General features: G+C 66.7%; 20 protein-coding genes and 1 tRNA gene. 6 read left to right on the top strand and 15 right to left on the bottom strand.

Features of this window, described 5'->3' with window-relative positions; genetic code table 11:
* Window positions 1-4: 4 nt before the first annotated feature.
* On the bottom strand, window positions 5-1,075 hold the full coding sequence (locus J1M43_RS07430) for an NAD(P)-binding domain-containing protein (protein ID WP_033107287.1): 1,071 nt from the start codon (window positions 1,073-1,075) through the stop codon (window positions 5-7).
* A gap of 137 nt (window positions 1,076-1,212) precedes the next feature.
* Between J1M43_RS07430 and J1M43_RS07425 the strand changes: the two genes are divergently transcribed.
* The 3 genes from J1M43_RS07425 to J1M43_RS16705 all read left to right on the top strand — a co-directional run bounded on the left by J1M43_RS07425 (window position 1,213) and on the right by J1M43_RS16705 (window position 3,585).
* A tRNA-Ala gene (locus tag J1M43_RS07425) sits at window positions 1,213-1,288 on the top strand.
* Between the two features lie 492 nt (window positions 1,289-1,780).
* Window positions 1,781-3,454 carry a sodium:solute symporter family protein gene (locus J1M43_RS07420; RefSeq protein WP_052167141.1) on the top strand — a complete coding sequence of 558 codons (1,674 nt, stop codon included), beginning with the start codon at window positions 1,781-1,783 and terminating at the stop codon, window positions 3,452-3,454.
* Window positions 3,454-3,585 carry a putative transporter small subunit gene (locus J1M43_RS16705; protein WP_033107573.1) on the top strand — a complete coding sequence of 44 codons (132 nt, stop codon included), beginning with the start codon at window positions 3,454-3,456 and terminating at the stop codon, window positions 3,583-3,585. The genes J1M43_RS07420 and J1M43_RS16705 overlap by 1 nt, the downstream gene beginning before the upstream one ends.
* A 61-nt stretch (window positions 3,586-3,646) precedes the next feature.
* Here the strand turns inward: J1M43_RS16705 and J1M43_RS07415 are convergent, their stop codons facing one another.
* The 3 genes from J1M43_RS07415 to J1M43_RS07405 are packed head-to-tail and all read right to left on the bottom strand — an operon-like array spanning window position 3,647 to window position 6,811.
* Window positions 3,647-5,224 carry a tripartite tricarboxylate transporter permease gene (locus tag J1M43_RS07415; protein ID WP_206476397.1) on the bottom strand — a complete coding sequence of 526 codons (1,578 nt, stop codon included), beginning with the start codon at window positions 5,222-5,224 and terminating at the stop codon, window positions 3,647-3,649.
* Complete coding sequence (locus J1M43_RS07410; RefSeq protein ID WP_052167126.1) at window positions 5,217-5,780, bottom strand: tripartite tricarboxylate transporter TctB family protein; 564 nt, start codon at window positions 5,778-5,780, stop codon at window positions 5,217-5,219. The genes J1M43_RS07415 and J1M43_RS07410 overlap by 8 nt, the downstream gene beginning before the upstream one ends.
* Window positions 5,777-6,811, bottom strand: coding sequence for a tripartite tricarboxylate transporter substrate binding protein (locus J1M43_RS07405; protein ID WP_033107572.1), 1,035 nt, complete (start codon window positions 6,809-6,811; stop codon window positions 5,777-5,779). The genes J1M43_RS07410 and J1M43_RS07405 overlap by 4 nt, the downstream gene beginning before the upstream one ends.
* 159 nt (window positions 6,812-6,970) lie before the next feature.
* Between J1M43_RS07405 and J1M43_RS07400 the strand changes: the two genes are divergently transcribed.
* Window positions 6,971-8,566 (top strand): sensor histidine kinase, encoded by a 1,596-nt coding sequence (locus J1M43_RS07400; protein WP_307823313.1) that lies wholly within the window; start codon window positions 6,971-6,973, stop codon window positions 8,564-8,566.
* A complete protein-coding gene (locus J1M43_RS07395) occupies window positions 8,563-9,246 on the top strand; it encodes a response regulator (RefSeq protein ID WP_206476396.1) in 684 nt (227 codons plus the stop codon). Before J1M43_RS07400 ends, J1M43_RS07395 begins: the two co-directional genes overlap by 4 nt.
* Window positions 9,247-9,255: 9 nt before the next feature.
* Here J1M43_RS07395 and J1M43_RS07390 read toward each other — a convergent pair whose 3' ends face one another.
* From J1M43_RS07390 to rplU, 10 genes are all read right to left on the bottom strand, one after another.
* Window positions 9,256-9,939, bottom strand: coding sequence for an SDR family oxidoreductase (locus tag J1M43_RS07390; RefSeq protein WP_374058517.1), 684 nt, complete (start codon window positions 9,937-9,939; stop codon window positions 9,256-9,258).
* An 8-nt stretch (window positions 9,940-9,947) separates the two neighbouring features.
* Window positions 9,948-10,334, bottom strand: a complete 387-nt coding sequence (rsfS, locus tag J1M43_RS07385) for a ribosome silencing factor (RefSeq protein WP_206476394.1) — start codon at window positions 10,332-10,334, stop codon at window positions 9,948-9,950.
* Window positions 10,334-11,539, bottom strand: a complete 1,206-nt coding sequence (locus J1M43_RS07380) for a hypothetical protein (RefSeq protein ID WP_206476393.1) — start codon at window positions 11,537-11,539, stop codon at window positions 10,334-10,336. Before J1M43_RS07380 ends, rsfS begins: the two co-directional genes overlap by 1 nt.
* Window positions 11,536-12,138: a nicotinate-nucleotide adenylyltransferase gene (gene nadD / locus J1M43_RS07375; protein WP_033107567.1), complete on the bottom strand. Its 603-nt coding sequence runs from the start codon at window positions 12,136-12,138 to the stop codon at window positions 11,536-11,538. The genes J1M43_RS07380 and nadD overlap by 4 nt, the downstream gene beginning before the upstream one ends.
* Window positions 12,139-12,143: 5 nt before the next feature.
* Window positions 12,144-12,368, bottom strand: coding sequence for a hypothetical protein (locus J1M43_RS07370; protein WP_033107566.1), 225 nt, complete (start codon window positions 12,366-12,368; stop codon window positions 12,144-12,146).
* Window positions 12,369-12,420: 52 nt separating this feature from the next.
* Complete coding sequence (locus tag J1M43_RS07365) at window positions 12,421-13,746, bottom strand: glutamate-5-semialdehyde dehydrogenase (protein WP_084595907.1); 1,326 nt, start codon at window positions 13,744-13,746, stop codon at window positions 12,421-12,423.
* A gap of 48 nt (window positions 13,747-13,794) precedes the next feature.
* The gene (gene proB, locus J1M43_RS07360) at window positions 13,795-14,589 is read right to left on the bottom strand and encodes a glutamate 5-kinase (RefSeq protein WP_033107565.1); all 795 of its coding nucleotides are present in this window, start codon (window positions 14,587-14,589) and stop codon (window positions 13,795-13,797) included.
* Window positions 14,586-16,097, bottom strand: a complete 1,512-nt coding sequence (gene obgE, locus J1M43_RS07355) for a GTPase ObgE (RefSeq protein WP_033107564.1) — start codon at window positions 16,095-16,097, stop codon at window positions 14,586-14,588. The genes proB and obgE overlap by 4 nt, the downstream gene beginning before the upstream one ends.
* A 114-nt stretch (window positions 16,098-16,211) precedes the next feature.
* Entirely contained in the window at window positions 16,212-16,472 is a 261-nt protein-coding gene (gene rpmA / locus J1M43_RS07350; protein WP_033107563.1) for a 50S ribosomal protein L27, read from the bottom strand.
* 20 nt (window positions 16,473-16,492) lie between these two features.
* Window positions 16,493-16,801, bottom strand: a complete 309-nt coding sequence (rplU, locus tag J1M43_RS07345; RefSeq protein WP_033107562.1) for a 50S ribosomal protein L21 — start codon at window positions 16,799-16,801, stop codon at window positions 16,493-16,495.
* Window positions 16,802-17,016: 215 nt separating this feature from the next.
* Between rplU and J1M43_RS07340 the strand changes: the two genes are divergently transcribed.
* Complete coding sequence (locus tag J1M43_RS07340) at window positions 17,017-17,286, top strand: DUF4031 domain-containing protein (protein WP_033107561.1); 270 nt, start codon at window positions 17,017-17,019, stop codon at window positions 17,284-17,286.
* Here the strand turns inward: J1M43_RS07340 and J1M43_RS07335 are convergent.
* Entirely contained in the window at window positions 17,248-19,614 is a 2,367-nt protein-coding gene (locus tag J1M43_RS07335; RefSeq protein ID WP_052167125.1) for an Rne/Rng family ribonuclease, read from the bottom strand. The two genes, J1M43_RS07340 and J1M43_RS07335, sit on opposite strands and share 39 nt — an antisense overlap.
* Window positions 19,615-19,739 lie beyond the last annotated feature (125 nt).

Below are 19,739 nucleotides of genomic sequence, written 5' to 3'. Positions count from 1 at the left end.
CAGGCTAATCGCTCAGTCGTCCAACCGCAGTCGCGGACAGCGCACGTTGCACACCTTTCGCGGCGCTGCGACCGGCGCGATTCGCTCCGATCGTGCTCGCCGAGGGACCGTAGCCGACGAGCTGGACGCGCGGATCCTTGACCGCCGTCGTTCCCCGACCGTTGCGGTCGAGCTGGATGCCGCCGGCGGCGCTGCGCAGGTGCAGCGGTGCGAGGTGCGCGATCGCCGGACGGAATCCGGTCGCCCAAAGGATCACGTCGACGGGTTCGAACGAGCCGTCCGCCCAGCGCACGCCGTCGGGCTCGATGCGCTGGAACATCGGTCGCCGACCAGCGTATGCGCCGAGTCGCTCGGCCTCGCGCTCCTGCCGGCGCAGCATGAGCCCCGTGACGCCGACCACACTCTGCGGCGGCAGACCCTGGGCGACGCGCTGCTCGACGAGCGCCACAGCAGCAGCCCCCGCCTCTGGTGTGAAGTCGTCGTCGCGCCAGACCGGCTCACGGCGCGTGACCCAGAGCGTCTCGGTGATCGGCGCGAGGGCACCGAGGAACTGCACGGCAGATGCGCCGCCGCCGACGACCAGCACCCGCTTGCCGCGGAAGTGCTCGGGCCCCGGGTAGTCGACGGTGTGCAGCTGCTCTCCGATGAAGGTCTCCATCCCCGGATAGTGCGGCAGGAACGGCTGCGTCCAGGTTCCGGTGGCGTTGACGACGGTGCGAGTGCGCCATTCGCGCTCGCCCGCGTGGACCACCAGCATCCCGTCGTCGTCGCTGACCGAGTCGACGTGGACGGGGCGGATGACGGGGAGATCGTGCGTGCGCTCGTAGTCTGCGAAGGATGCCGGAACCACGGCGTTCGCGCGCTTCGTGTCGCGAGCCGGGGATGTGGATCCCGGCAGCTCCGCGACACCGTGCACGTCGTTCATCGTCAGTGCATCCCAGCGATGCTGCCATGCACCACCCGGTGCCGTGTTCGCATCGAGTACCACGTGATCGATGCCGAGGCGCTTCAGATGGAAGGACGTGGAGAGACCGGCCTGCCCCGCACCGATCACGATGCTCTCCAAGATCTGCATATCCATGACAACGCATGCATCGACGGGAGTGTTCCCGTCGAACCCGATCGCGACGCGAATGCGCCGCTCGATTGGCGGTCGCCGCTTCGCGTGTTGTATTCTTTTCAAGTTGCCCCGCTCACCCGGGGCGAGAAGATGGGCCTGTGGCGCAGCTGGTAGCGCACCTGCATGGCATGCAGGGGGTCAGGGGTTCGAGTCCCCTCAGGTCCACCATGAAGAAGCCCTCGGTTCCCGAGGGCTTCTTGCGTCTGAGACGCACGCCTGATCCTTCGGCATTCACCTGATCCGCCCGAAATCGGCAGTCCCCTGGGAACTTGCTATGGTGGAAAGGATGCTCGTGCATGCATGAGCAGGGAGCGCACTGTGCGCTCTCACGCGACGCGCGCCCGACTTGCGCGCCCCGCGATCATTCGACTCCCGCTGAGGATGCGCCGGCAATCGGCGTGCCCGAACGTGGACGACCGGAAAGGAGCCGCACCCCGGGCCTCTCGTCTGTGCGCTGCCATGCGCCTCAGTGGTCCAGGTTCGTTCGCCATGCTGACAGCATCAGATCTCTCGATGTCCACCCAACCTCTGACCTCCCTCTCCCCCACTTAGCGGGCACTTTCTCCTTCGACCAGCGGCCGTGCCGCATCAAAGACGAGAAAGTGAGAACACCCGGTGGGAGACCTCCAAACACTCTCAGGACCGATCGTGGTCCTGCTCATGCTGCTTTTCTTCGGCGGCAGCTTGTACATGTCGATCCGCATCTCCCGTAAGAAGGAGAACGCCGACGGCTACATGACCGGCGGCGGCAAGATCGGCTTCGGCATATCGGCCGCATCCATGACGGCGACCTGGATCTGGGCGTCATCGATGTACGCCTCGGCCACGTCCGGCTACACCTACGGGATCTCCGGCCCCATCCACTACGGGCTCTGGGGAGCGTTGATGATCCTGCTCATCTACCCCTTCGGCCGCCGCATCCGCAAGGTGGCTCCGAAGGCGCACACGATCGCCGAGGTCATGTTCGCGCGGCACGGCCGCTCGAGTCAGCTCATGCTCGCCGGCTCCAACGTGCTGGGCAGCCTGATCAGCCTCACATCGAACCTGATCGCCGGCGGTGCGCTCATCGCGATGCTGTCGCCGTTCACGTTCACCCAGGGCATCGTCGCGATCGCGATCGGTGTTCTGGCTTACACGCTGTGGTCGGGCTTCCGTGCGTCGGTGCTCACCGACTTCGCCCAGGTGCTGGCGATGCTCGGCGCGGTGGCGATCATCATCCCGGTGATCTTCTTCGCCGCCGGCGGCCCCGACCTGTTCGTCACCGGTGCTTCCAACCTGACACCGCAGCAGGGCGATTTCTTCTCCTCCGACGCGTTCTTCAACCAGGGCGCACCGTACATCGCTGCGGTGCTCGCCTACGCGATCGGGAACCAGACGATCGCACAGCGGCTGTTCGCTGTTCGTGAGGACCTCATCAAGAAGACGTTCATCACCGCGACCGTCGGCTACGGCGCGACCATCATCGGCGTCGGAATGCTGGGCGTCATCGCGCTGTACGCCGGAGTCCAGCCGATGGACGGCGACGTCAACAACCTGATCCCGCAGATGGCCGCGACCTACCTCAGCCCGCTGCTGATCTGCGTGTTCTTCGTCATGATCATCGGCTCGCTGTCATCGACGGCGGATGCCGACATGACGGCGCTCTCGTCGATCATGATGGCCGACATCTACGGTCAGAACATCGCAGGCAAGAAGAACGCGAACCCGAAGACGATGCTCCTGGTGGGGCGACTGACCATGGTCGGTGCAACAGCGGCAGCACTCGGCTTCGCGTCGATGCAGTTCAACATCCTCGACCTGCTGGTATTCGTGGGAGCCATGTGGGGCGCGCTCGTCTTCCCGGTGATCGCGAGCTTCTACTGGAACCGCGTCACCAACGTGGCGTTCAGCGTCGCCGTCATCGCCGCCCTCGCCGCGTTCCTCCCCGTGCGCTTCGAGTGGGTCGATCTGTCAGGCGGACTCGGCATCGTCAGTGATGTGCTGTCGGTGATCGGCATCGGTGTCGTGCTGGCACTCATGTCGTTCGGGTTCTTCGGGCTGAAGGTCGCCATCGGCGTCGGAGCCGTCTCGATCGTGGCCTCCGCCCCGTTCGCGATCGGTTTCCTGCACACCTATCCGGTGCTTTCCGGATCGCTCGTGGCCTATGCGGTCAGCACGATCGTGTGCGTGGCGATCACGATGCTGAACAAGACGAGACGATTCGACTTCGAACTCATCAAGCAGCGCACAGGTGAGTTCGACACCGCGGAGACCGAGATCATGATCGAGACGGAGAGCGCGATCAAGAACGCTGAAGCAGCCGGAGACGGCGCACTCGCAGGAAAGGACGCGTGATGGAACTCATTCTCATGGCTGCGTACGTGCTCGTCTGGCCCGTGATCGTCATCGGCGTACTCGCCGTGATCATCCGCGCCTTCGTGAAAGACGCTCGCGAAGCGAAGCGGGAGGGCCGACAGATCATCTGATGGCCATCGCCTGAAAGAACGGATGGGCGCCGGCGGAGACCCCGCTGCCGCCCATCCGCATTCATCGCTGCCGCAACTGCTGCGCGATCTCCTCGTCCACGGTCCGGATCGTCGCGGTGTCGATATCCGACATCGCCGCCTCGAACCGCGCCTGGCGGCGCTTGAGCCAGACGCCCAGCACGATGATCAGCACCATCGCGGAGTAGATCACTATCGAGATCGGGCTGTGCACCAGGTACAGCGCGTCGCCCTGACTGATCGCCATGGCCTTGCGCAACTGCTCCTCCGCCATCGGACCGAGGATCGCTCCGACGACCATCGGCGAAACCGGATAGCCGTGCCTGCGCATGAAGAACCCGATCATGCCGAGCAGGAGCAGCACGCCGATGTCGAAGATCGTGAAGTTCGCCGCGTACGCACCGAGCCCCGCGAACACCAGGATCCCCGCGTACAGGTACGGCCGCGGGATCTGCAGCACCTTGGCCCACATGCCCACCAGAGGCAGGTTGAGGATGATCAGCACGACGTTGCCGATGTACAGGCTCGCGATCAACGCCCACACCAGCGCCGGCTGGCTGTCGAACAGCAGCGGGCCGGGGCGGATTCCGTAGGTCTGGAACGCCGAGATGATGATCGCGGCGGTCGCGGTCGTCGGCAGCCCGAGCGTCAGCAGCGGTACGAGCACACCCGCCGCGGCCGCGTTGTTCGCCGCTTCCGGCCCTGCCACACCCTCGATCGCACCCTTGCCGAACTGCTGCCGGTAGGGATCCTTCGCGAGCCGCTTCTCGGTCGCGTAGGAGAGGAACGTCGCGACGTCCGCGCCGCCGGCAGGGATCGCTCCGATGGGGAATCCGATCGCGGTGCCGCGCAGCCACGGCTTCCACGAGCGCTTCCAGTCGCTCTTCTTCATCCAGGAGCGCCAGTTGCCGGAGACGGGGATGATCGGCAGAGCCCCGCTGCGCAGCCGTGAGCCGACGTAGAGCGCCTCGCCGACCGCGAACAGGCCCACCGCGACGATCACGACGTCGATCCCGTCACCCAGGTTCGGGATGCTGAAGGTGAAGCGCGCCTGCCCGGTCAGCGTGTCTGTGCCGATCAGCCCCAGGAACAGACCGATCGACAGCGACACGATGCCACGGATCGGACTCGCTCCGAGCAGAGCGCCCACGGTGAGGAACGCCACGATCATCAACGCGAAGTAGTCGGCGGGTCCCAGGGTCACTGCGAAGTCGGCGATGAACGGTGCGAACAGCGTGAGCAGGACCGTCGCGATCGTGCCGGCGATGAACGATCCGATCGCGGCGGTGGCCAGCGCGGCCGTGGCGCGGCCCATCCTGGCCATCTTGTTGCCTTCGAGCGCCGTGACGATGGATGCCGATTCCCCTGGCGTGTTCAGCAGGATCGACGTCGTCGACCCGCCGTACATGCCGCCGTAGTAGATGCCGGCGAACATGATGATCGCGCTCGTGACATCCAGCGTGTACGTCAGCGGCAGCAGCAGTGCCACAGTCATCGCCGGCCCGATGCCGGGGAGCACGCCCACCGCGGTGCCGAGAAGCACGCCGACGAACGCGAACAGCAGATACTGCGGCTGCAGCGCTGTCGCGAAGCCGTCCATGAGCAGCTGCAGGCTATCCACCGAACACCCCCGAACTCTCGATGAGGCCCGGCAGGATCGCGCCGAACGGCGGCAGGGAGAGTCCGAGCAGATTGCCGAACAGCAGCTGCGTCAGCACTCCGAGTCCGAGTCCGAGCAGGAGCGCCTTCCACCAGCTCGATGAGCCCAGTGCCATCGACGCACCGGTGAAGAGCACGACCACCGCGGCCGGCCACCCGGCGATCGGGATCACGACCATGAGCGACGCGAACGCGAGAGCGAGGAAGATCACCGTCTTCCAGGACGTCCGCGCCTCGGTGTCGACGTCTTCACCCTCATCCGGAGCGCCCACGTCGCCGCGCAGCACCGCGACGAACGCCGCGAGCGACGACAGGAGCATGAGACCGGTGACCGCGTACGGCACCACACGTGCGCCGAGAACGTTCGAGGATCCGACCGGCTCGCGGATGAAGCCCGTCATCACGAGCGCGACCACCGAGAACACGATGATCACGCCGATGAAGGCGAGCTCCCCGAGCCTGCGCGACCGGGGAGCGCCGGCGATCGCCGACGCTCCCGTTGTGATCTGGCTCGTCATTCGATCAGGCCGATCGTCTTGAGCGTCTCCTTCGTCGTGGAGATGTCGCCTTCCAGGAACGTGGAGAACTCATCGCCCACGAGGAACGCATCGGTCCAGCCGTTGGTCTCGAGGATCTCGGCCCACGCAGCACTGTCGTTCACCGACGTCACCAGGTCCTCGAGCGCCTTCTTCTCGTCGTCCGAGATGTCGCCGGGCGCGATGAGTCCTCGCCAGTTGGTGACGACCAGGTCGACGCCTTCGTCGGTGAGTGTCGGAACCTCCGGCAGCAGCAGCGCCGGTTCGCCCGACGACACGGCAAGCGCCTTCAGATCGCCTGCCTCGACCTGCTGCGAGAATTCACCCACGCCCGAGATTCCGGCCTGCACCTGACCGCCCAGCAGCATCGTGAGCGCCTCGCCGCCGCCGGAGTTGGCGATGTAGTTGAGTTTGCTCGGCACGTCCGCAGCATCCACGCCCGCGTCGGTGAGCAGCAGCGCCGCGAGGATGTGATCGATACCACCGGCGGATCCGCCGGTGACGGCCATGCCCGCGCCTTCGTCCACCCAGGCGTCGATGAAGTCCTTCAGGGTGTCGTACGGGCTGTCCTTCGGCACGACGATGACGAGCGGCTCTTCGGTGAGCTTCGCGATCGGAGTCATGTCCTCGATCCGCACGTCCGACGCGTTCGTCTCGACCGCACCGACCATCACGCTGCCGGTGATCATGAGAGTGTTCGGGTTTCCCTCGGTGGCGAGCGAGGCGAGTCCGACGGTGCCGCCGGCCCCACCGATGTTCGACACCGGCGCAGAAGAGACCAGCGACTCGTCGCTGAGCGCCTGTCCGAAGGCACGCGCGGTCTGGTCCCACCCACCGCCAGGATCAGCCGGCGCGATCACCGCGACGCTGTCGATGCTCGACCCGCCGCCATCACCACCGGTGTCGCCACCGCCCGCGGTCGGTGTTCCGGTGCATGCGGCCAGTCCCAGTGCGACGACCCCGACGACCGCGCCGAGCGCGAGCCGAGTACGCGTGCGAGTGTGCTGTGTCATGAACTCCTCCTCGAGTCCTTCCGCCCGACGCCGATGCCGGGAGCAGGTGACGCGAGCCTAGAACCGCAGGCATCGCTGGATCGGCTTGTGTTCACAACCGTGAATTCTGGTCATTTCGTAACCGACATCGACTGTCCGCCCCTCGCTTAGCATGGGTACGTGGTGAAGGCGATGACGCTCCGCACGCAGCTCGTGCTGCTGCAGGTCGTCATCGTGCTCGCGATCGTGCTCACGGCTGGACTCGCCGCGATGCTGATGCAGGAGCGGCAGATCCGCGAGGCGTCGCAGGAGCGCATGGTCGCGGTCGCGCAGTCCGTCGCCCAACTGCCGACGATCGTCGAGGCTTACCGCTCGCCCGACCCTGCCGCGGTGATCCAGCCGATCGCCGAGCTGATCCGCGATTCGTCGAACGTGGCGTACGTCGTGGTGACGGATGATCAGGGCATCCGCTATTCGCATCCGAACCCGGATCGCATCGGAGAACCGGTCTCGACCGACCCGAGCGTCGCACTGTCCGGCGAGACGTACGTCGGCACCCAGACCGGCACACTCGGCGAGTCGTGGCGCGTGAAGGTTCCGGTGTTCGGCGCCGACAGGATCGTGATCGGTCAGGTGTCCGTCGGAATTCTGGAATCAGACATCCGTGCGGATTTCCTCGGCGACATCACCGGATTCCTCCTCGCGCTCGGCGCTGCCACGGTGATCGGAGTGATCGCGGCGACCGGAGTCGCCCGGATGGTGCGCCGTCGCATCTACGGGCTCGAACCCGAAGACATCCGCGGGCTGCTGGAGACGCGAGAGGCCACGCTGCACGGCATCCGTGAGGGCATGCTCGCCCTCGACGAGCAGGGGATGGTCTCGCTCTGCAATGACGCTGCGGCCCGGCTGCTCGGGCTCTCAGGCCCCGCAGAGGCCGTCGGCCGCCCGGCGTCGGAGCTGCTGGACGGCCTCGCCGCCCTCATCGCCGAGACCGAGGCCGAAGACGACGCCGCCCCGCAGCGCCTCGTGCTCTCCGGAGAGCGCGTGCTGGTCGCTAGAGCCGCACCCGTGCGCGTGCAGGACAGACGCGTCGGCACCGTGGTGACCCTGATGGACCGTACAGAGCTCGATCGCGCGCTGCGGGAGCTCGCCGGTGCCCAGGGCCTCGCGGAGGGCCTGCGCGCCCAGCAGCACGAATTCTCGAACACGCTGCACACGATCGGCGGACTGATCGAGCTGGGTGAGTTCGAAGCCGCCCGCCGTGTGGTCGATCGAGCCGGCGACGGCGGCGCGCTGAGCCGCCTGGATGCCCCGGACGGCGTGCAGGACATCGAGCTGGCGGCGATCCTGCTGGCCAAGCGCGCACGGGCGCGCGAGCTGGGGGTGGCGCTCACGATCTCGGACGACAGCCACCTCCCCGCCCGGCCCGGCGACGGCGATCTGGGCACGGTGGTCGGCAACCTTCTGGACAACGCTCTGGATGCCGCTGGACGCGGCGGTCACGTCATCATCTCGATCGCGCAGACCGAGGACGGCGGCATCCGCATCTGCGTCGAGGACGACGGGCCGGGCGTGCCGATGGAACGGCGCGGCGACGTCTTCCGCCTCGGTTACTCGACCAAGAGCGATGACCGACAGCGCGGGTACGGGCTGACGCTGGTGGCACGTGTCGTCGAGCGTCTCGGCGGTTCCATCGACCTCTCCCCCGCCGACAGCGGTGGTGCGCGCTTCACCGTGCGGATGCCCGCCTCCGCACTCGTGGCGGCACGGGCATGAGCCGGTTGCGCACCCTCATCGTCGAAGACGACTTCGCCGTTGCGCACGTCACTCGGGGCTTCGTGGAACGGCATCCGCACTTCGAGGTCGTCGGCGTCGCACCGACCGGAGCGGATGCCCTGCGTGCACTCGAAGAACTCGAACCGGACGTCATGCTGCTGGATGTGTACCTGCCCGACATGTCGGGCATCACCGTGCTTCGGCGAGCCCGCGCCGCGGGTGCGCACGTCGAGGTCGTCGCCGTCACGGCAGCGCGCGACCTAGAGACGGTCCGCCGCGCCCGCGCCCACGGTGTGCATCACTACGTGGTGAAGCCCTTTCCCATGCGAACTCTGCATGAGCGGCTGGACGACGTGTGGCGCGTGCTCGCACGTGACGCCGAGTACACCGACACCGGCGAGCTCGATCAGGCGAGCGTCGATGCGCTCATGCGACGCGATGCGACCGCCATGGCGGGTCAACGCAAGGGCGTCTCGCCCGTCACTCTCCGGCGTGTCGTTCAGGCGATGCAGGAGGGCCAAGACCAGAAGTCCGCCAGTGAGCTCGCCGAGATTCTCGGAATGTCGCGGGTCAGCGCGCGACGTTATCTCGAACGACTGGTCGAGTCCGGGCTCGCCGTGAGCTCCCCCACCTATGGCGGGGTGGGCAGGCCGGAACTGCGGTACGCGCTGCGCGGGTGACCGCGCGTCTCAACTGCCCGGTCGCACCGAGAGGTCGACGATCTGCGCGTCACGCGGCAGATCGAGGGCCGTGAGGATCGTGGTCGCCACCGAGTCAGGATCGATGAAGAGTTCAGGATCGTAGTCGCGGCCCTCCTGCTGGTGCACGCGTGCCTGCATCGGCGTCGACGTGCGACCAGGGAAGATCGATGTCACCCGCACGCCGCTGTCCGCCTCTTCTGCACGCAGCGCGTCAGCGAGCGCCTTGAGTCCGTGCTTCGAAGCGGCGTATGCGGACCAGTTGGCGTGTGCACGCAGGCCGGCGCCGGAGTTGACGAACACCACCTGACCGCGGGAGACCCGCAGCACGGGAAGGAGCAGTCGCGTCAATTCTGCCGGCGCGACAAGGTTGACGGCCAGCTGCCGCTCCCACAGGGTCGGCGAGAGGTCTGCGACGTTCCCGAGGTCCACGACACCCGCAACGTGCACGAGCGAATCGATGCGCTCGGGGAGGTTCTGCTTCGACAGCGCCCATGACAGACGACCGGGCTGGGCGAGATCGCCCACCAGCGTCGATGCGCCGGGGAACTGCGCCGCGATCTCACGCGCACGCCCGGCGTCCCTGGCGAAGAGCACCAGCTCGTCGCCGCGGTCAAGCAGCCGTCGAGCGAGAGCCGCACCGATGCCGGATCCGGCGCCGGTGATCAGGTGCACAGCCAATGTCAGGCGCTGTCGGTCGTCGCAGCAGTCTCGGCGACGTCGATCGGGACGACAGGGCAGTCCTTCCACAGGCGCTCCAGGCCGTAGTAGAGCCGCTCCTCGCCGTGGAACACGTGCACGATCAGGTCACCGAAGTCCAGCAGCACCCAACGCGCCTCCTGGCGGCCTTCGCGACGGACGCGCTTGTGACCGGCTTCGAGGAGCGTGTCTTCGATCTCGTCGGCGATCGCGGCGACGTTGCGCTCGCTGTTGCCGGTGACGATCAGGAAGATGTCCACGAGCGGCAGCGGCTCCGACACGTTCAGCGCGACGAGGTCCTCTCCGCCCTTGGACACGGCGGCGGATGCTGCGAGCTGCAGCATCTCTTCGGCATTTACAGGTGATTGCATCAAGAGAATATATTCATGGTGAATGCGACGATGAGCGCCACCGCGAGGGCGAGCGCGAGCCCACCTGCCGTGATCGCCAGCGTCAGCATGAGCTTGTTGCCCTTTTCAGGCGCCGGTGGTCGGATGACCTCGCCGGCAGGTTTGATCGTGCTGATCGCGGAGCTTGCCGCGATCGGTGTGGGAGACGACGACGGAGGCAGTTCTCCGTCGATGAGGACGGCATCCGTCTCCTTGCCGTCTGCTGCTCCGTGGGCGTGCCCCTGCGAGCCGATCCCTCGCGGAAGCTCGTAGCTGCCCGTGACGAGAATCTCGCCCGTGGACGCGACAGGCCCGGAGAGCGAGCCTCCACCCGGTGAGGGGTTGAAGATCAGTGTGTTCGGAGCAAGGTGCTGCGACCCGCCGGAATCTGCGGTGATCAACTCGTCGAACGACGGTGCGAACGACGGCACCTCGCTCTTGTCCGCCAGCAGGCCGTTGCCGAAGGTCGGGCTGACGACGTGGTTCTCGCCCGTCTCGACCGGCTCGGCGACAGGGAGATCGTCGGCCGCCGAATCCTCCGCGGAGTCGTCGTCCTCTGTCTCCGTTTCTTCGCCGGCCGCATCGACGTCCGATGCGCTGAACTGCTCGGCGACGTGCTCGTCTGCGGACGATCCGTCTGCTTCGGCGGCGGCCCGCTCATCGGAATCGAGCGATGCTTCACCGGAAGAGTCCACTGCGACGACCGCACTCACAGGCGCGATGCCGACGGCCTCTGCATCGAAGTCCTCGTCGTCGTCGTCACCGGCATCGGTCGCGGCTGACTGCTCCGGCGTCTGCTCTTCATCAACGACGGGCTTCGCGAAAGTCGGCAGGCCGGAGACGAGTTCTTCAGCGGCGGCGTCATCTGACGCATCCGCGTCGGATTCCTCGGGCTCCGCGGGCTCCTCGGTGGAGATCACAGGAACGGATGCTGTCCGGATGCGCTCCTGCTCGCGCGCCTGGCGACGCGTGAGCGGTGTGCCCTCAGAGTCGGCGGCCACGGGCGTCGGCGGCATGTCGATCGGTTCAGCGGGGCGGGGCACCGGAACCGCCGGTACGGGCTGCGCTTCGGCGGCGGCTGCCGCCGCCTCTTCCTCACTGATCACCGGCGTGGTGCCGGTGAGACGAATCTCCCGCAGCTGTTTGCGGGTCAGCGGCGAGTTGCCCTGCTGATCCGATGTACTCATGCCTTGCTCCGATACAGATGATGCTTCGCTATGTACTGAACGACTCCGTCGGGGACGAGATACCAGACCGGCTGATCATCGCCCACACGCTCTCGGCAAGCTGTCGATGAGATCGACAGGGCCGGAACCTCCAGTTGGCTGACGTTCTCGCTCGGCAGTCCGTCTGTGCTCAGTACATGTCCTGGACGGGATACCGCGACGAAGTGGGCCAACTCCCACAACTCATCATGGTCCCTCCAACTGAGAATTTGCGCTACGGCATCCGCTCCGGTGATGAAGAAGAGCTCGGCATCGGGCCGGTCCTGCTTCAGATCACGCAGAGTGTCGATCGTGTAGGTGGGCCCCTCGCGGTTGATGTCGACCCTGCTCACAGTGAACTGCGGGTTCGAGGCGGTGGCGATCACGGTCATCAGATACCGGTGCTCGCTGGGCGTGACGTTCGATTTCTGCCACGGGTGACCGGTCGGAACGAAGACGACCTCGTCAAGATCGAAGGAGTGCGCGACCTCGCTCGCCGCGACCAGGTGCCCGTGGTGAATCGGGTCGAACGTTCCGCCCATCACTCCGATTCGCGGGGCGCGCGTGGTCGTGGTCTCCATACGCCCTAGTGGCCGTGCCCTGCCCCGTGGCCGTCCTTGCCATGCTTCTCAGCCCAGGCCTCTGCTTTGGCGGAGTGACGGTTCGCGACGTTGCGATACGAGAAGGTCACGAGACCGAGGAGCGCGAAAAGGCCTGCCGCGATGGCGCCGAAGATGAGCGTGTCCATCGCGACGTTCCCGGTGTGCTCCGTTTCGGCCGCAGCCATCGCAATCTGTGCGACGAGGTTCATCCTGACTCCGTTTCGTGACCGGTTGCGAGAAGACGCTCACCCATCCTATCGCTCAGGCGCGTGTCTGACCTGCCCCACGCGCCAGCCACTTCGTGCTCGTCAGTTCGGTGAGTCCCATCGGGCCTCGCGTGTGCAGCTTCTGCGTCGAGATCCCCACTTCCGCGCCGAATCCGAACTCGCCCCCGTCGGTGAACCTGGTCGATGCGTTCACCATGACCACAGCGGAGTCCACCTCGGCGAGGAACCGTTCGGCGTTGCGTGTGTCGGTCGTCACGATCGACTCCGTGTGACCGGTGCTGTAGCGGCGGATGTGAGCGAGTGCGTCGTCCAGGGTGTCGACGACCTTGATCGCGATGTCGAGGCTGAGGTACTCGGTCGCCCAGTCCTCCTCAGTGGCGGGGATGACGCCTGCGACCATGCCGGCGACGATGTCGTCACCGTGGATCGCGACGCCCTCGCTCTCCAGCGCGCTGGCGATCATCGGCACGAGACGAGGCGCCGCCTGTCGCAGCACCAGCACCGTCTCCACGGCGTTGCAGACGCTGGGTCGCTGCACCTTGGCGTTCACGACGATCTCCCGCGCCCAGCCATCCGGCGCGGATTCGTCGAGGACGATGTGCACGTTCCCTGCGCCGGTCTCGATCACGGGCACGATCGATTCGGTGACGACGGTCTCGATCAGTGATGCGCTTCCGCGCGGCACGAGCACATCGACGAATCCACGGCCGCGCATGAGCGCCTTCGCTCCGTCACGACCGAAGTCGTCGACGGTCTGGATCGCTTCAGGAGTGACACCCGCACCTTCGAGCGCATCGCGCATGACGCGCACCAGCACGGTGTTGGACTCGCGGGCGGCACTGCCGCCGCGCAGCACGCTGGCATTGCCCGAACGCAGCGCGAGAGCCGCGATGTCGACGGTCACGTTGGGCCGCGCCTCGTAGATCGCCCCGACCACGCCGAAGGGAACCCGCACCTGCTGGAGCGTCACGCCGTTCGGCATCCGGTGTCCGCCGACGACCTGGCCGACGGGGTCGGCGAGTCCCGCGACATCGCGCACGGCAGAGGCGAGGGCTGCGACGCGCTTCTCATCGAGGCGCAGTCGGTCGATCAGACCCTCGCCGATGCCGCTCTCGCGACCGCGCTCGATGTCGAGGGCATTCGCCGCGATGATCAGCGCGGCGTTCGCCTCGAGCGCCTGTGCGATGGCCTCGAGCGCGTGAGCCTTCTCGTCGCTCGTCAGCCGCGCCGTGGCACGGGATGCTTCCTTGGCCCTCGTGAGACGATCCTGCGGCGTCTCAGCCGTATCGGTCGCGGCAGGCGCGTGCGCCGACGCAAGAGCGTCGGTCGCAGCAGCGGTCTCGGAGGGAGCGTCGATCATCCGGTCATTCTATCGAGCGCGTCGCGCGCGGGGACGCCGGATGACGCGTCAGAGGGCGGTCGCCTGCGCAGGCTCGAACCACGTGCCGATCTCGCGACCGGTCAACGCGTCGGAGACGAGATCGGCGCTAGTGACGAGGACGCCGATTCCGGATGCCGCGGCGAGCCGTGCCGCAGACACCTTGGTCGCCGCTCCCCCGGTTCCGACGCTGTTCACGACCGTCGATCCGAACTCGAGGCCGGAGAGGTCCTGATCCGCCGCGATCAGCTCGATCGGCTCGGCGTCCGGCTCGGTCGGCGGCTTCGTGTAGAGAGCCTCGATGTCGCTGAGCAGCACCAGTGCATCAGCTTGGATGAGCTGGGCCACGAGAGCCGCAAGGCGATCGTTGTCGCCGAAACGGATCTCCTGCGTGGCGACGGTGTCGTTCTCGTTCACGATCGGAAGAATCCGCAGGCCGAGCAGTCGCTCCATCGCACGACGGGCGTTGCTGCGCGACATGGAGTTCTCGAGATCGCCCGTCGTGAGCAGCACCTGACCGGCGACGACCTTGAACGGGCGCAGCGCCTCCTGGTAGCGGTAGACGAGGATGTTCTGCCCCACTGCAGCCGCTGCCTGCTGCGTCGCGAGGTCGGTGGGCCTGGCATCCAGATCGAGGAAGGGGATGCCCGTGGCGATGGCGCCGGACGAGACGAGCACGATCTCGCACCCGCGCGCATGGGCGGACGCCAGGGCATGGACGATCATCGGGATGCGCCACGAGGACTCACCGCTGATCGACGAGGAACCGACCTTCACGACGATGCGCTCGGCTGTCGCCAGCTCCGCACGCGTGCGTGCGGTCATGCGTCGTCTCCGTCGAAGTCCTCCTCGACCGTGACACGACGCTTCAGGTCCTGCTCGGCACGGATCGCCGCCTTCGCGTCCATCCGCTCGTAGTACTTCTCGCGTCGCTCGCTCGTGGTGCGACGGGCGTTCGGTGCAAGACGCGGGTCGGTGCCGCGAGGTGCCGTCATGAGCTCCGCAGCCGACGACATGGCCGGCTCCCAGTCGAACACCAGGCCCTCGCCCTCGCCGATGACGACGGTGGCGCCCGGCGACGCACCGAGACGGAACAGTTCGGTCTCGACCCCGAGACGCTCGAGCCTGTCGGCGAGGTAGCCGACCGCCTCTTCGTTCTGGAAATCGGTCTGCTGCACCCAGCGCACCGGCTTCTCGCCGAGGATGCGGTAGTACGTGCCGTACGAACCGCCCTCGACACGGATGGTGAACGGCTTCTCCGACCCCCTGGGACGGATGACGACGCGTTCGGCAGGAGCCGCGACAGCGGTCTCGGCACGGTGCTTCTCGACGATCTCGCCGAGTGCGAACGTGAGCGGGCGCAGTCCTTCGTGCGACACGGTCGAGATGTCGAACACGCGGAAGCCGCGCGCCTCGAGCTCGGGACGCACGAGATCGGCGAGGTCGCGCGCCTCCGGCACGTCGATCTTGTTCAGAGCGACGAGCTGCGGGCGCTCCAGCAGCGGCGTCTGCCCTTCGGGCACCTCGTACGCCGCGAGTTCGGCCAGGATGACGTCGAGATCGGAGATCGGATCACGGCCCGGCTCGAGCGTCGCGCAGTCGAGCACGTGCAGCAGCGCGGAACAGCGCTCCACGTGGCGGAGGAACTCGAGTCCGAGACCGCGCCCCTCGCTCGCACCCTCGATGAGGCCCGGAACGTCGGCGACGGTGTAGCGCGATTCGCCGGCCTGAACCACACCCAGGTTCGGATGCAGGGTGGTGAACGGGTAGTCCGCGATCTTCGGACGAGCCGCCGACACTGCGGCGATCAGGCTCGATTTGCCGGCCGACGGGTAGCCGACGAGTGCGACATCGGCGACAGTCTTGAGTTCGAGCGTGACCTCACCCTCGAAACCGGGCGTGCCGAGCAGCGCGAACCCCGGCGCCTTGCGCTTCGTGGTCGCCAGGGCGGCATTGCCGAGACCGCCACGTCCGCCCTGGGCGACGACGATGCGATCGCCGGGGACGAGGAGGTCTGCGAGCACTTCGCCGCCGGCGTTCTTCACCACCGTGCCGACCGGCACGAGAAGTTCGAGCGACTCGCCGTCGAAGCCGGAGCGATGATCGCCCATGCCGAACCCGCCATTGGCGGACTTGCGGTGCGGTGAGTGGTGATACGACAGCAGCGTGCCGGTCTGGGAATCGGCCACGAGCACGATGTCGCCGCCGTTGCCGCCATTGCCGCCGTCTGGACCACCGAGCGGCTTGAACTTCTCGCGGTGGACGGAGACACAGCCGTTGCCGCCCTTGCCGGCGCGCAATTGCAGCGTCACCGTGTCGACGAACGTGACCATGTCGTGTCCTCAGATTCTCTTGCCAACTGGTCCCTGAGCCTGTCGAATGGCCCTCGGATACGCGGACGGGGCGAGCCGAAGCCCGCCCCGAACCGGATGTGTGCTGTGCTGCGATTACTCGGCAGCAGCGGCGACGATGTTGACGACCTTGCGGCCGCCCTTCGCGCCGAATGCGACCGCGCCCGCTTCAAGAGCGAACAGCGTGTCGTCACCACCACGGCCGACGTTGACGCCGGGGTGGAAGTGGGTGCCGCGCTGACGGACGATGATCTCGCCTGCGCTGACCTGCTGGCCGCCGAAGCGCTTCACGCCGAGTCGCTGGGCGTTGGAGTCACGACCGTTGCGGGTGGAGCTTGCGCCCTTTTTATGTGCCATGTCCTGAGCCTCTTCTGTGCTTACTTGATGCCGGTGATCTTGACGCGCGTGAGGTCCTGACGATGGCCCTGGCGCTTCTTGTAGCCGGTCTTGTTCTTGAACTTCTGGATGATGATCTTCGGGCCGCGGAGGTTGCCGATGACCTCGGCGGTCACCTTGACCTTTGCGAGCTTGTCGGCGTCGGTGGTCACCGTTGCGCCGTCGACGAGGAGCACTGCTGCCAGCTCGATCTTCTCGCCCTGGGCCGCCTTGACACGGTCGAGCTGAACGATCGTGCCGACCTCGACCTTCTCCTGCCGTCCACCGGCGCGCACTACTGCGTAAACCACTTCATACCTGTTTCGTTGGGGAGCTCACGGCTCCGTAAATCTCACGGGAAGACTGTGCCTGCGTTCGTCGCAAGTCCGACGGGTGCGAGCACAAGGCTGTACCGCGCCGACCCGTGGGGACGACTCAGCTCGCGCACCAAAGGACAACTTTACCGGATTGAGGGCCGAGTCGCAAAGCGAACCAGCCCGCGTGTTCCGCGCCGTAGGATCACGGAGTGACCGTTCTGATCGATGACCCCATCTGGCCGGCGCACGGACGGCTCTGGGCGCACCTGGTCAGCGAGGACAGCCTCGAAGAACTGCACGGTTTCGCTCACGCGAACGCACTCCCTGCGCGGGCGTTCGACCTCGATCACTACGACGTCCCTGCCGACGCACTCCCCCGGCTCATCGCCGCCGGCGCTGTCCACGTCGGCGGCAAGGAGCTCACGAGGAGACTGATCGCCTCAGGACTCCGTATCCCCGCCCGCGACAGACGTCGCTGACGAGTTCACAGAGATCGGGGTTCCGGTGAGCGCTGCCGTGGTGACACGGCGACGACCTCGCCCCTGCCCTGGTGCCTTCGGCTCGGGAAGAGCATCCAGCACAGAGTCGAGAAGCTGCTCGGCCTGCGTCTTCGGGGCTGACTTGCCCCGATCCGATGGACGCTTCTTGCGAGGCTTCTTCGGCCGCTCGGACGCCACCGGCTGCTCGGCATCCGCCGTCTCATTCGTCTCGGCGACGGCATCCGATCCGGCCTCCGCGCTCGGCGCGCGCGTCGAGGCTGCGATCTGCGCGAGCGCGGACTTGGCGCCTTCGGGGATGCTGTGCGTCGCCGTGCTGGAAGGCTGAGAGTTCTGACTCTGCTGGCCGTTCCCGCCGCGCTGACGACGATTGTTCGACGAGCCACCGTTGGTGGAGCTCGTACGGTGCTTGGTCACGGGATCGTGATGCACGACGACACCACGGCCGGCGCAGACCTCACAGGGCTCGCTGAAGGTCTCCAGCAGGCCGAGTCCGAGCTTCTTGCGCGTCATCTGCACGAGACCGAGCGAGGTGACCTCTGCCACCTGATGCTTCGTGCGGTCGCGACTCAGGCACTCGATGAGGCGGCGCAGCACGAGATCGCGGTTCGACTCGAGCACCATGTCGATGAAGTCGACGACGATGATGCCGCCGATGTCGCGCAGTCGGAGCTGTCGGACGATCTCCTCGGCTGCCTCGAGGTTGTTCTTGGTGACCGTCTCCTCGAGGTTTCCGCCGGAACCGACGAACTTGCCGGTGTTGACGTCGACGACCGTCATCGCCTCGGTGCGGTCGATCACGAGGGAGCCGCCGGAGGGCAGCCACACCTTGCGGTCCAGCGCCTTCTCGATCTGCTCCGTGATGCGGAACGCATCGAACGGATCGGTCTCGTCCTCGTACGGTTCGACGCGCTCGAGCAGGTCGGGCGCGACGCTCTCCAGGTATGCACGGATGGTCTGCTGAGCATCCTCGCCCTGGATCAGCATCTTCGTGAAGTCCTCGTTGAAGACGTCGCGGACGATCTTGACGAGAAGATCGGGCTCGGCGTGCAGCAGTGACGGGGCCGACTGGTTCTCGACCTGCTTGCGGATGTGCTCCCACTGAGTGGTGAGCCGCTGCACATCTCGCGTCAGCTGATCCTCGGTCGCGCCCTCTGCTGCGGTGCGCACGATGACACCGGAGGACTCTGGCAGCACCTCCTTGAGGATGCGCTTGAGGCGAGCCCGCTCGTTGTCGGGAAGCTTGCGCGAGATGCCGTTCATCGACCCGTTGGGCACGTATACGAGGTAGCGGCCGGGGAGCGAGATCTGGCTGGTGAGACGAGCGCCCTTGTGGCCCACCGGGTCCTTCGTGACCTGCACGAGGACACGATCGCCCGGCTTCAGCGCCAGCTCGATGCGGCGGGGCTGGTTGCCGGTCTCGACACCGTCCCAGTCGACCTCACCGGAGTAGAGCACCGCGTTGCGACCGCGACCGATGTCGACGAAGGCCGCCTCCATGCTCGGGAGCACGTTCTGCACGCGACCGAGGTAGACGTTGCCGATCAGCGACGCGTCCTGGTTGCGGGCGACATAGTGCTCCACGAGCACGCCGTCCTCCAGGACGCCGATCTGGGTGCGCGAGTTCTTCGAGCGCACGACCATCTTGCGGTCGACCGATTCACGACGCGCGAGGAACTCGGCCTCGGTCACGACCGGGCGACGGCGTCCGGCATCGCGGCCATCACGGCGACGCTGCTTCTTGGCCTCGAGGCGGGTCGAGCCCTTGATGGCCTTCGGCTCGGTGATGTACTCGACGGCGCGCTGGCGCTGGCGAGGCTCTTCGCGCTGCTCGTCCGCATCGTTGCCGCCACCACGACGACGACGGCCCCGGCGGGCCGACGGCGATTCGTCCTCATCGCTGTCGCGGACATCGCGATCGCGACCACCGCGGTAGTCGCCCCGCGAATCGCTGTCGCGGCGGCCGGACAGTGCCGGCAGCGGAACGATCTCAGGAGCGTAGAAGCGCAGCTGGGTCGAGACCTGCGAGACGAACACCTCGGGGATGAGCCCGAGCGCGACCGCGGTGATCGGTTCGGGCTTCTTCGGCGCAGGCGGTGCTTCCTCTGCGACCGGCTCGGCCGCATCAACCGTCTCAGCCGCATCAACCGGCTCGGCCGCATCAACCGGCTCAGCCGCATCAGCGACAGGCGCGACCGATTCGGTCTCGACGACCTGATCCGGTGCGGGTACGTTCTCCTCCGGTGCTACCGGAGCCTCCGTGTCCGCCTCGAGGGTAGGTGTGTTGTTGTCATTGTTCTCATCGGCCATCTCTGGCTAACTCCCTGCGCGGGGCAACAGGTGCTCCGCGAAATCTCATGCGACACCCGCGGGTGTCGCGAACTCACTCGGTTTGCGACCGGCTCATGGCTCTGATCGCGAGGGGCATTGGACCC

It is taken from the genome of Microbacterium sp. KRD172, from assembly GCF_017168295.1.
GTDB lineage: Bacteria > Actinomycetota > Actinomycetes > Actinomycetales > Microbacteriaceae > Microbacterium > Microbacterium profundi.
The sequence above is the reverse complement of the archived record's forward strand: the minus strand, read 5'-3'. Positions and strand labels throughout refer to the sequence as shown.

Excerpts from the sequence above, each read along its gene's own strand:
- J1M43_RS07430 (WP_033107287.1), bottom strand. The coding sequence starts at position 1,075 with ATGCAGATCTTGGAGAGCATCGTGATCGGTGCGGGGCAGGCCGGTCTC.
- J1M43_RS07420 (WP_052167141.1), top strand. The coding sequence starts at position 1,781 with ATGCTGCTTTTCTTCGGCGGCAGCTTGTACATGTCGATCCGCATCTCC.
- J1M43_RS16705 (WP_033107573.1), top strand. The coding sequence starts at position 3,454 with ATGGAACTCATTCTCATGGCTGCGTACGTGCTCGTCTGGCCCGTGATC.
- J1M43_RS07410 (WP_052167126.1), bottom strand. The coding sequence starts at position 5,780 with ATGACGAGCCAGATCACAACGGGAGCGTCGGCGATCGCCGGCGCTCCC.
- J1M43_RS07405 (WP_033107572.1), bottom strand. The coding sequence starts at position 6,811 with ATGACACAGCACACTCGCACGCGTACTCGGCTCGCGCTCGGCGCGGTC.
- J1M43_RS07395 (WP_206476396.1), top strand. The coding sequence starts at position 8,563 with ATGAGCCGGTTGCGCACCCTCATCGTCGAAGACGACTTCGCCGTTGCG.
- rsfS (WP_206476394.1), bottom strand. The coding sequence starts at position 10,334 with ATGCAATCACCTGTAAATGCCGAAGAGATGCTGCAGCTCGCAGCATCC.
- J1M43_RS07380 (WP_206476393.1), bottom strand. The coding sequence starts at position 11,539 with ATGAGTACATCGGATCAGCAGGGCAACTCGCCGCTGACCCGCAAACAG.
- nadD (WP_033107567.1), bottom strand. The coding sequence starts at position 12,138 with ATGGAGACCACGACCACGCGCGCCCCGCGAATCGGAGTGATGGGCGGA.
- J1M43_RS07370 (WP_033107566.1), bottom strand. The coding sequence starts at position 12,368 with ATGAACCTCGTCGCACAGATTGCGATGGCTGCGGCCGAAACGGAGCAC.
- J1M43_RS07365 (WP_084595907.1), bottom strand. The coding sequence starts at position 13,746 with ATGATCGACGCTCCCTCCGAGACCGCTGCTGCGACCGACGCTCTTGCG.
- proB (WP_033107565.1), bottom strand. The coding sequence starts at position 14,589 with ATGACCGCACGCACGCGTGCGGAGCTGGCGACAGCCGAGCGCATCGTC.
- obgE (WP_033107564.1), bottom strand. The coding sequence starts at position 16,097 with ATGGTCACGTTCGTCGACACGGTGACGCTGCAATTGCGCGCCGGCAAG.
- rpmA (WP_033107563.1), bottom strand. The coding sequence starts at position 16,472 with ATGGCACATAAAAAGGGCGCAAGCTCCACCCGCAACGGTCGTGACTCC.
- J1M43_RS07335 (WP_052167125.1), bottom strand. The coding sequence starts at position 19,614 with ATGGCCGATGAGAACAATGACAACAACACACCTACCCTCGAGGCGGAC.